The organism is Streptococcus sp. k-90, assembly GCF_013277565.1.
Classification (GTDB): Bacteria; Bacillota; Bacilli; order Lactobacillales; family Streptococcaceae; genus Streptococcus.
This window is the reverse complement of the sequence record NZ_VMNE01000004.1, coordinates 178503-189229: the sequence shown is the minus strand read 5'-3', so window position 1 is coordinate 189229 and position 10727 is coordinate 178503. Positions and strand designations below refer to the sequence as shown.

The 10727-nt window shown below is 41.0% G+C and carries 13 protein-coding genes; 12 read left to right on the top strand and 1 reads right to left on the bottom strand.

Features of this window, described 5'->3' with window-relative positions:
• Positions 1–244: 244 nt before the first annotated feature.
• Positions 245–793 carry an NADPH-dependent FMN reductase gene (locus tag HT734_RS02170; protein WP_033680534.1) on the bottom strand — a complete coding sequence of 183 codons (549 nt, stop codon included), beginning with the start codon at positions 791–793 and terminating at the stop codon, positions 245–247.
• Between the two features lie 421 nt (positions 794–1214).
• On the opposite strand from HT734_RS02170, the gene HT734_RS02165 reads away from it, so the two are divergent.
• The 12 genes from HT734_RS02165 (at position 1215) to HT734_RS02110 (ending at position 10644) form a co-directional block, all read left to right on the top strand.
• On the top strand, positions 1215–2411 hold the full coding sequence (locus HT734_RS02165) for an MFS transporter (RefSeq protein WP_173278112.1): 1197 nt from the start codon (positions 1215–1217) through the stop codon (positions 2409–2411).
• Between the two features lie 292 nt (positions 2412–2703).
• Complete coding sequence (locus HT734_RS02160; protein ID WP_173278114.1) at positions 2704–3192, top strand: DUF5590 domain-containing protein; 489 nt, start codon at positions 2704–2706, stop codon at positions 3190–3192.
• Positions 3189–4367, top strand: a complete 1179-nt coding sequence (locus HT734_RS02155) for a pyridoxal phosphate-dependent aminotransferase (RefSeq protein ID WP_023943277.1) — start codon at positions 3189–3191, stop codon at positions 4365–4367. Before HT734_RS02160 ends, HT734_RS02155 begins: the two co-directional genes overlap by 4 nt.
• Before the next feature lie 13 nt (positions 4368–4380).
• The gene (asnS, locus tag HT734_RS02150) at positions 4381–5727 is read left to right on the top strand and encodes an asparagine--tRNA ligase (RefSeq protein ID WP_173278265.1); all 1347 of its coding nucleotides are present in this window, start codon (positions 4381–4383) and stop codon (positions 5725–5727) included.
• A 152-nt stretch (positions 5728–5879) separates the two neighbouring features.
• The gene (rpsF, locus tag HT734_RS02145; protein ID WP_001151778.1) at positions 5880–6170 is read left to right on the top strand and encodes a 30S ribosomal protein S6; all 291 of its coding nucleotides are present in this window, start codon (positions 5880–5882) and stop codon (positions 6168–6170) included.
• Between the two features lie 11 nt (positions 6171–6181).
• A complete protein-coding gene (ssbA, locus tag HT734_RS02140) occupies positions 6182–6652 on the top strand; it encodes a single-stranded DNA-binding protein SsbA (protein WP_000609606.1) in 471 nt (156 codons plus the stop codon).
• Between the two features lie 31 nt (positions 6653–6683).
• Positions 6684–6923, top strand: coding sequence for a 30S ribosomal protein S18 (rpsR, locus tag HT734_RS02135; protein ID WP_000068664.1), 240 nt, complete (start codon positions 6684–6686; stop codon positions 6921–6923).
• 295 nt (positions 6924–7218) lie between these two features.
• Positions 7219–7722, top strand: a complete 504-nt coding sequence (locus tag HT734_RS02130) for a GNAT family N-acetyltransferase (protein ID WP_004244450.1) — start codon at positions 7219–7221, stop codon at positions 7720–7722.
• Positions 7723–7803: 81 nt separating this feature from the next.
• The gene (locus tag HT734_RS02125) at positions 7804–9204 is read left to right on the top strand and encodes a bifunctional Cof-type HAD-IIB family hydrolase/peptidylprolyl isomerase (protein WP_061759406.1); all 1401 of its coding nucleotides are present in this window, start codon (positions 7804–7806) and stop codon (positions 9202–9204) included.
• A gap of 1 nt (position 9205) precedes the next feature.
• Complete coding sequence (locus HT734_RS02120) at positions 9206–9568, top strand: S1 RNA-binding domain-containing protein (protein WP_049543381.1); 363 nt, start codon at positions 9206–9208, stop codon at positions 9566–9568.
• A 52-nt stretch (positions 9569–9620) separates the two neighbouring features.
• Positions 9621–10370 (top strand): tRNA1(Val) (adenine(37)-N6)-methyltransferase, encoded by a 750-nt coding sequence (locus HT734_RS02115; protein WP_061759404.1) that lies wholly within the window; start codon positions 9621–9623, stop codon positions 10368–10370.
• Entirely contained in the window at positions 10360–10644 is a 285-nt protein-coding gene (locus HT734_RS02110; protein ID WP_000349611.1) for a GIY-YIG nuclease family protein, read from the top strand. Before HT734_RS02115 ends, HT734_RS02110 begins: the two co-directional genes overlap by 11 nt.
• Positions 10645–10727: the final 83 nt, after the last annotated feature.

Here is a 10727-nt window from a genome sequence, read left to right as displayed (position 1 = left end):
ACTTTTGGGGTGCAGTTCAATACCTATAGGATGCGTTTTTTTTTTATAGTGAAATGAAATAAAAAAACGAACAAATTGATTGGGAAATTTATACTCAATAAAAATCAAAGAGCAAACTAGGAAGCTAGACTCGAGCTTTACTTGAGTACGGTAAGGTGACGCTGACGTGGTTTGAAGAGATTTTCGAAGAGTATTAGGTATGAAAAAACCACCCAAATGGGTGGCTAAGAGTCATAAAATATCTTTATTTGATAGCATTAACCAAGTCTTGAGCTTGTTTTTCAAGTGAGTTTAGGACTGTTTCTTCAAGAACCAATTTTCCATCTGTCCAAGCAGAGTCATTCACACGTGCAGCAGTGAAATCACCAATGACTTGTGTACGGATAAATGGCAAGAGGTCTTTGTAGATAGCAAAGAGTTGATCGTGACCTGCATTGGCTACAGATGATACTGTGACAAACTTGTCTTGAAGGGCAGAAGCGCTGTGTGTATCAGACAAGTCAAGGGCACGAGATAGCCAGTCAAGCAAGTTTTTCACTGTACCAGGGATAGAGAAGTTGTAGACTGGAGAGAAAATCCAGATGGCATCCGCAGCAAGAACTGCTTCACGAGCAGCGGCTACAGCTGGATGAGTTGGAACTTCCAAATCTTGGCTGAAGAGAGGAAGAGCTGAATAATCAAGGTAGCTAACTTCTGCTTGACCAGCAAGTACTTTTTCAGCTTCGAGAGCCATTTGGTGGTTGAAAGAACCTTGACGTAGTGATCCGACGATAAATAATACTTTTTTAGACATGATGTGTCTCCTTTTTTTAAAAATTTCGAGAACCTTATCGTTGTTATAAAATATATTACAACAAAACAAACCAACTTGCAAGAGATTTGCTCAGAGTTTATTTGAAAATTATAAAATTGCTGAAATTCTAGTCACTTGTGACTGGAAAAGTAAGAACTGTTTATTTTAGATTCTGGTTTACATTTATTTTTGAAGAACATTCCTATATTATCTTGTATTATGATGATATAAGTGCTAAAATAAACGAGAAGACTCGAAATAGAAACCGTAGAACGGCTATTTTCCGGTATCATTTCATGAACAATTAAACAAACAATAATGGCATTTCAAGAATGCTTCTAAAAGGGGTGGAGATCATGTAAGGCACAAATTAACAAGTGACAGACAAATGAAATACGAATACACTTGTTAAGGAGAAAAGATGTTAATAAGAAATTATCGGAAAAATATTGGCCTGATGGCCGGAGTTGAGTTTTTTGCTTTTTTAGGGATTACTAGTTTTTGGATTCTCTTTCTCAGTCAAAACGGAATGTCTCTTTGGCAGATTGGACTGCTGGAGACTATCTTTCATGCGACCAGTCTTCTCTGCGAAATTCCATCTGGAATGTTAGCTGACCGCTATTCCTATAAGACCAACCTTTATTTAAGTCGTATAGCAGGAATTGTGTCTTCTATTCTTATGTTGGCTGGTCAGGGAAATTTTTGGATTTATGCACTAGCTATGGCGGTGAGTGCCTTGTCTTATAATTTTGATTCAGGCACAAGCGCAGCAATGGTTTATGATTCAGCCGTGGAAGCTGGACTCAAGAAGCGTTACTTATCTATTTCAAGTTTTATGTCAGGAGTAGCAGAAGGAACTCGGTCTTTGGGGACAGTGTTGGCGGGATTTTTTGTCCATGGTCAATTGCACCTGACCTACTATATCATGATTGCGACTTCTATCATAGTTCTTTTCCTGATTTGGATGCTGAAAGAGCCTAGTGTCAAGCTAGAAAAAGCTGATAGTGTGACCATGAAACAGATTATTTGGACCGTTAAGGATGAGTTGAAGCGAAATCCCATGCTTTTCAACTGGATGATTTTGTCTCAGATTGTCGGAGTACTCATGTGCATGTTTTATTTTTACTATCAAAATCAGTTACCAGATTTAAGTGGTTGGCAAATTTCAGCAGTTATGCTACTTGGTAGTCTCTTAAATATCGTCGCAGTCTATCTAGCGAGTAAGATTGGAAAGAACTATGCCGCCTTGAAGCTTTTCCCTATCCTCGTCCTGCTGACTGGAGTTACCTATATGCTGTCCTACTTTGGAACACCTCTAATCTATATTTTGATTTATTTGATTAGTAATGCTCTATATGCTCTTTTTCAGCCGATTTTTGACAACGATTTGCAAGAGCGGCTTCCAAGTGAAGTAAGGGCAACCATGCTGAGTGTCTACTCTATGATGTTTAGCCTTAGTATGATTGTCTTCTTTCCATTGACAGGCTGGTTGATTGACCATTTAGGCTTTGTAGTAACATTTCTTTATCTAGGATTCTTTTTAGTCATGATTAGCCTTCTACTGCCTGTATTTTTAGGAAAAATGGCTAAAAGAATAGATGATAAAATAATTCCATAGATTAAAAGAACTTACGAAAACTTGAGTACTAAGCTCAGGTTTTTTAATAGGTTGATTTTGGAGCTGTCTTTATTTTTCTTGCTCGGTTTTAATCAAGAAAAATCGGTTTGCTTTGAAGGGAGAAATAGAATTGGTTGCTTATACTCAATGAAAATCAAAGAGCAAACTAGGAAGCTAGCCGCAGACAGTACTTGGGTACGGCAAGGAGAAGCTGACGTGGTTTGAATTTGATTTTCGAAGAGTATTCTTGCATTCACTTGTAATAAAGCTTAATAGATGGTAAAATAGACGAGTGAAAAAAAGAAAAAATAAAGCAAAAAATAATCTACTGTGGCAGTATGGTCTAGGGATGACGATTTTGTTTGTGGTTATCAGTGCTTCCTTTCTGTATCTGGTTTCTCTCGGCATGAAACCCTATCAAACAGCTAAAAGTGAAGGAGAAAAATTAGCTCAGCAGTATGCAGGATTAGAGCAGGCTGATCAGGTTGATTTATACAATGGCTTGGAATCTTACTACAGTGTTCTTGGTCATAACAAACAGCAAGAATCACTTGCTGTCCTGATTGGAAAAGATGACCATAAGATTTACGTTTATCAGCTAAATCAGGGTGTTTCACAAGAAAAAGCAGAAGCTGTTTCTAAGGAAAAAGGAGCTGGCGAGATTGACAAGATTATCTTTGGCCGTTATCAAGACAAGCCAATCTGGGAAGTCAAGTCAGGCTCTGACTTTTATCTAGTAGATTTTGAAACAGGAGCATTGATCAATAAGGAGGGCCTATGAAACTATCCAACCGTGTTTTAGAAATGGAAGAAAGTGTGACCTTGGCTGCTGGAGCCCGTGCCAAAGCACTGAAGGCTGAGGGAAGGGATATCCTATCTCTAACCTTGGGTGAGCCAGATTTCACTACTCCAAAAAATATTCAAGATGCCGCCATTGCATCGATTCAAGATGGGCGTGCTTCTTTTTATACAGTAACCTCAGGTCTGCCAGAGCTCAAAGCGGCGGTCAATGCCTATTTTGAGCGCTTTTACGGCTATTCTGTAGCGCCGAATCAAGTGACAGTCGCTGCTGGAGCTAAATATTCTCTCTATACCTTCTTTATGGCTGTGGTCAATCCAGGTGATGAAGTTATCATCCCAACACCCTACTGGGTCAGCTATGGAGACCAGGTCAAGATGGCAGAGGGTATTCCAGTTTTTGTTCCTGCTAAAGAGGACAATGACTTTAAGGTAACTGTAGAGCAGTTAGAAGCAGCTCGAACAGACAAGACCAAGGTTTTGGTGCTGAATTCACCATCCAATCCGACAGGTATGATTTATACCCGTGAGGAACTTTTGGCAATCGGAAACTGGGCTGTAGAAAAGGATATTCTCATCCTAGCAGATGATATCTATGGGCGCTTGGTCTATAATGGTCATGAGTTTACACCCATTTCTAGCCTATCGGAAGCGATTCGCAAGCAAACAGTGGTCATCAATGGTGTGTCTAAAACCTATGCTATGACAGGTTGGCGGATTGGCTATGCCGTCGGAGAAGCAGACATTATCGCTGCCATGTCCAAGATTGCAGGTCAAACAACCTCCAACCCTTCAGCAGTAGCCCAGTATGCAGCAGTTGAGGCTCTATCAGGTGAGCAAGATACTGTAGAAAGCATGCGTCAGGCTTTTGAGGAGCGTCTCAATACCATTTATCCGCTATTATGTGAGGTTCCTGGTTTTGAAGTCGTTAAGTCACAAGGAGCCTTCTATCTCTTTCCAAATGTCAAAAAGGCCATGGAGATGAAAGGCTATACGGATGTGACAGACTTTACAACTGCTATCCTTGAAGAAGCTGAAGTGGCCTTGGTAACAGGAGCAGGATTCGGAGCGCCAGAAAATGTGCGCCTCAGCTATGCGACAGACCTAGACACGCTTAAAGAAGCAGTTAAACGCTTGAAAGTATTTATGGAAAAATAAAAGAAAAGGAAAAATAATGACAAAACGTGTAACGATTATTGATGTAAAAGACTATATTGGTCAGGAAGTGACGATTGGCGCTTGGGTTGCCAACAAATCAGGAAAAGGGAAAATCGCCTTCTTGCAATTGCGTGACGGAACAGCCTTCTTCCAAGGTGTGGCCTTTAAACCAAACTTTATCGAAAAATTTGGTGAAGAAGTAGGAGCTGAAAAGTTTGATGTCATCAAACGCTTGAGCCAAGAAACTTCTGTTTATGTGACAGGTATTGTCAAAGAAGATGAGCGATCTAAGTTTGGCTATGAGTTAGATATCACAGACATCGAAGTGATTGGTGAATCTCAAGACTACCCAATCACACCAAAAGAACACGGAACAGACTTCTTGATGGACAACCGTCACTTGTGGCTTCGTTCTCGTAAGCAAGTAGCTGTGATGCAAATCCGTAACGCAATCATCTATGCAACTTATGAGTTCTTTGACAAGAACGGCTTCATGAAATTTGATAGCCCAATTTTGTCAGGGAATGCGGCTGAAGATTCAACTGAACTCTTTGAAACGGACTACTTCGGAACTCCAGCCTACTTGAGCCAATCAGGTCAGCTTTACCTAGAAGCAGGTGCTATGGCTCTTGGTCGTGTCTTTGACTTTGGTCCAGTATTCCGTGCTGAAAAATCAAAAACGCGCCGTCACTTGACTGAGTTCTGGATGATGGATGCAGAGTACTCATACTTGACACATGATGAGTCACTTGACTTGCAAGAAGCTTATGTTAAAGCTCTTCTTCAAGGTGTTCTTGACCGTGCGTCTCAAGCCTTGGAAACCTTAGAACGTGATACAGAACTCTTGAAACGCTACATTGCAGAGCCATTCAAACGTATCACTTACGATCAAGCCATTGACCTCTTGCAAGAACATGAAAATGATGAAGACGCTGACTACGAACATCTTGAGCATGGAGATGACTTTGGTTCACCACACGAAACGTGGATTTCAAACCACTTTGGTGTGCCAACTTTTGTCATGAACTATCCAGCAGCCATCAAGGCATTTTACATGAAACCAGTTCCTGGAAATCCAGAGCGCGTGCTTTGTGCAGACTTGCTTGCTCCAGAAGGCTATGGAGAAATCATCGGTGGTTCTATGCGTGAGGAAGACTACGATGCTCTTGTAGCTAAGATGGATGAACTTGGTATGGATCGTACAGAATATGAATTCTACCTTGACCTTCGTAAATACGGTACAGTTCCACACGGAGGATTTGGTATCGGTATCGAACGTATGGTAACCTTCGCAGCAGGAACAAAGCACATCCGTGAAGCTATTCCATTCCCACGTATGTTGCACCGTATTAAACCATAAGAACAGGAAAACGCCCATGTGGCGTTTTTTCGCATTTCAGTGTTTTTACTTGCGTAAAAAATTGTTTTCTAGTATAATAGTTTATTGTGAGCGAACCTCACTTACCCCTTGCAAAGTCTGGGGGTCATTAGACCAAAAGGAGGAACATATCAATGGCTAAATACGAAATTCTTTATATCATTCGTCCAAACATTGAAGAAGAAGCTAAAAACGCTTTGGTAGCACGTTTTGACTCTATTTTGACTGACAACGGTGCAACTGTTGTTGAATCAAAATCTTGGGAAAAACGTCGTCTTGCATACGAAATCAAAGATTTCCGTGAAGGACTTTACCACATCGTTAACGTTGAAGCAAACGACGATGCAGCTCTTAAAGAGTTTGACCGTCTTTCAAAAATCAACGCTGACATTCTTCGTCACATGATCGTCAAAACTGACGCGTAAGAAGGTAAACTATGATTAACAATGTTGTACTTGTAGGGCGTATGACACGTGACGCTGAGTTGCGTTATACCCCATCAAATGTAGCAGTTGCGACTTTTACTCTTGCAGTAAACCGTACATTTAAGAGTCAAAATGGCGAACGTGAGGCTGATTTTATCAATGTCGTTATGTGGCGCCAACAGGCTGAAAACCTTGCTAACTGGGCTAAAAAAGGCTCACTTATCGGGGTGACAGGTCGTATCCAGACTCGTAGTTACGATAACCAGCAAGGACAACGTGTCTACGTGACAGAGGTCGTGGCTGAGAATTTCCAAATGTTGGAAAGCCGTAGTGTGCGTGAAGGTCATACAGGTGGAGCCTACTCTGCCCCAACTGCAAACTATTCAGCACCTACAAATTCAGTACCAGACTTTTCACGTGATGAAAATCCATTTGGAGCAACAAATCCATTGGATATTTCAGATGATGATTTACCATTCTAATGGACAACTAAAATTATAAAGGAGAAAAAACATGGCTCAACAACGTCGTGGCGGATTCAAACGCCGTAAAAAAGTTGATTACATCGCAGCAAACAAAATTGAATATGTTGATTACAAAGATACTGAGCTTCTTAGCCGTTTCGTTTCAGAACGTGGGAAAATCCTTCCACGTCGTGTAACAGGAACTTCAGCTAAAAACCAACGTAAAGTAACAACAGCTATCAAACGCGCTCGCGTAATGGCTTTGATGCCTTTCGTAAACGAAGATTAAAAAAGAGGTCCGGGTGGACCTCTTTTTCATGAGCTTGGAAACAAGAAAGCGAATTAAGACCCGGGTGGGTCTTTTTTTCAGGTTCAGTGAACCTCTTTTTCATGAGCTTGGAAACAAGAAAGCGAATTAAGACCCGGGTGGGTCTTTTTTTCAGGTTCAGTGAACCTCTTTTTCATGAGCTTGAAAACAAGAAAGCGAATTAAGACCCGGGTGGGTCTTTTTTCACGAGATAGTTTTTTTCTGACCTTGGCGTGCTATAATGGTAATAAAAAGAGTAAAGGTGGGTAAGTCAAAGATGAATTGTACGATTAGAAATATGATTAAGTCTGATATTGAATCCTTATCTCATGGATTTATGAATCAAGGTTGGCCTGGTAGAGAGGAAATTTTGGCTAGATATTTTCTGGAACAGGAAAGTGGGGAGAGAGAAGTCTTAGTTGCAGAGATTGATGGTGCTGTAGCGGGCTACGTTACCATTTTGCCCTCTGCTAAACATGGTCCTTTTGCAGAAGTCTATCCAGAATTATCAGATTTTAATGTGTTTGAGCCTTTTCGAAATCAAGGGATTGGGAATCAACTGCTAGAAGAAGCAGAAAAACGAGTCAAGTTTGTTTCGAGTAAGGTCACTCTTGGTGTAGGTTTGCACTTAGGCTATGGCCCTGCCCAGAGATTGTATATCAGACGGGGCTACATTCCAGATGGGACAGGTGTCTGGTATCGAAATCAACCCTTGGAAATGAATGCAACTAGCCAAAATAATGATGATTTGGTTTTGTATCTAGTAAAGGAATTCGGATAAGAGACAAGGATTTTATTGGGGATGTGGGATTTAGCTACTTTATGGTATAATGGAAAGAGTTAGATTGAAAGAGGTAGTGATATGGATGCGAAATTAAGATACAAGGCAAAAAAGATTAAGATTGTCTTTTTTGATATTGATGATACATTGAGAAATTCCAAGACAGGTTTTATTCCAGCTTCAATCCCAACTGTTTTTAAGCAATTACGTGAGAAAGGAATTTTGACGGGTATTGCTTCTGGACGAGGGATTTTTGGTGTCGTTCCTGAGATTCGTGAACTCAAGCCTGACTTTTTTGTGACTTTAAATGGGGCCTACATCGAAGATAAAAAAGGTCAAATCATTTATCAACATCAGATTGAGAAGTCAGATGTTGAGGAGTATATCTCTTGGGCCAAGCAAGAGGGAATTGAGTATGGTTTGGTTGGGAGTCATGATGCCAAGTTGTCGACTCGCACCGATATGATTAGTGAGGCTATCAATCCAATTTATCCCGACTTAGATGTAGACCCAGATTTCCATGAAAAAGAAGATATCTATCAAATGTGGACTTTTGAAGATAAAGGAGATGACTTGCACTTGCCTGACAGTCTCTCAGACAAACTTCGCATGGTTCGTTGGCATGAGCATTCGTCTGATATTGTGCCGATTTCAGGCTCCAAAGCGACAGGTGTGGAAAAGGTTGTGGAACACCTTGGCTTGAAACCAGAGAACGTCATGGTCTTTGGAGATGGCCTCAACGACTTGGAACTCTTTGATTATGCTGGAATCAGCATCGCCATGGGAATTTCTCATGATAAAATCAAAGAAAAAGCAGATTATATTACAAAAACATTAGAAGAAGATGGCATTTTTGATGCCTTAGAAGGATTTGGTATGGTAGAAAAAGAATTGCATTTCCCACAAGTAGACATTGAAACAGTAGAAGGTCCGTTGGCGACTATTAAGACCAATCACGGAGACTTGCGTATCAAGCTTTTCCCTGAACATGCTCCTAAAACAGTGGCTAACTTTGTAGCTCTTTCAAAAGATGGCTACTATGATGGTGTCATTTTCCATCGTATTATCAAGGATTTTATGATTCAAGGTGGAGACCCAACTGGAACTGGTATGGGTGGCGAGTCAATCTATGGTGAATCATTTGAGGATGAGTTCTCAGAAGAACTTTACAATATCCGTGGTGCTCTTTCTATGGCCAATGCTGGTCCAAATACCAATGGCAGCCAGTTCTTTATCGTGCAAAATCAACATCTGCCTTATTCTAAGAAAGAAATTGCTCGTGGAGGTTGGCCAGAACCGATCGCAGAAATCTATGCCAAACAAGGTGGAACCCCTCACCTAGACCGCCGTCACACGGTTTTTGGACAGTTAGCTGATGAAGTTTCTTATGCTGTCTTGGATGAAATTGCTGCTGTTGAGACAGGGGCCATGGACAAGCCAGTTGAAGATGTTGTGATTGAAACAATTGAAATCGAGGACTAAGATGAAAATCGGTGATAAGCTAAAGGGGCGTATTACAGGGATTCAGCCCTATGGTGCCTTTGTTGAGCTAGAGACGGGTGATACGGGGCTGATTCACATTTCAGAGATTCGGACAGGCTTTATTGAAAATATCCAAGAAGCCTTGAAAGTCGATGAAGAGGTTCAGGTTCAGGTAGTGGATTTAGATGAATTTACAGGGAAAGCCAGCCTTTCTATCCGCACTTTGGAGGAAGAAAAACACCAGTTTCCGAGACGGAGACGCTTTTCAAGCGACCGTTTTAACTACGGCTTCGCACCTCTCAAACGAATGATGCCAATTTGGACCAAGGAAGCCCTTCAACATTTGAAGAAGCAGAAGAATTAGTTAGAAATCTGTATTCTTTGTAATGTTAATATAAATTTGCTATAATAAGACCATGGAAGAAGAACAATTATTAAAATCAGGGGAGCGCATTAACCAGCTCTTTTCGACAGATATCAAAATCATTCAAAATAGAGAGGTTTTTAGCTATTCGGTGGATAGTGTTCTCTTGTCACGTTTTCCACGTTTTCCTAAAAAGGGTTTGATAGTGGATTTTTGCGCTGGAAATGGAGCAGTGGGGTTATTTGCTAGCACTCGGACTCAGGCACAGATTTTGGCTGTTGAGATTCAGGAGCGTTTGGCGGATATGGCTGAACGCTCTGTCCGTTTGAATTCTTTGGAAGAGCAGATGCAGGTCATCTGTGATGATTTGAAAAATATGCCTGCTTACATTCAGGGAAGTAAGGTGGATATGATTTTGTGTAATCCGCCCTATTTCAAGGTGGATCCTCATTCCAACTTGAACGAGAGTGAACATTATCTTTTGGCGCGCCATGAAATCACGACTAATTTGGAAGAAATCTGTCGTAGTGCCCAAAGTATTCTCAAGTCTAATGGACGGTTGGCTATGGTTCATCGTCCTGATCGACTTTTAGATATCTTGGATAGCTTACAACGGCATAATTTAGCCCCTAAGCGCCTGCAATTTGTCTATCCAAAAAGAGAAAAGGAAGCCAATATGCTTTTGATTGAGGCTATCAAGGATGGCTCAACAAGTGGCTTTAAGGTCTTGCCTCCTTTAATTGTCCACAATGATGACGGCTCTTATACGCCGGAACTCGAAGAGATTTATTATGGATCATAAGGCTTATATGTACGTGCTGGAGTGTCGTGATGGATCCTACTATACAGGCTATACGACTGATGTGAGAAGACGCCTCGCTGTCCACAATAGTGGGAAGGGAGCCAAATACACACGAGCACGCTTGCCAGTCAAACTCATCTATGCTCAAGGTTTTGCCAGTAAGGAAGAAGCCATGTCGGCAGAAGCCCTTCTCAAGCGTAAGAAGCGACCGCAGAAGGAGCAATTTTTATCTGAAAATCAAGATAGAAATTTACTCAGTTATTTTGAAGAGTAGTGGGGAGTCCTTTGACTCCTCTTACTTTTGTCAAAAAGCGAAAAAAATGCTACAATAAAGAGAATAAACAAAATGAGGTATTA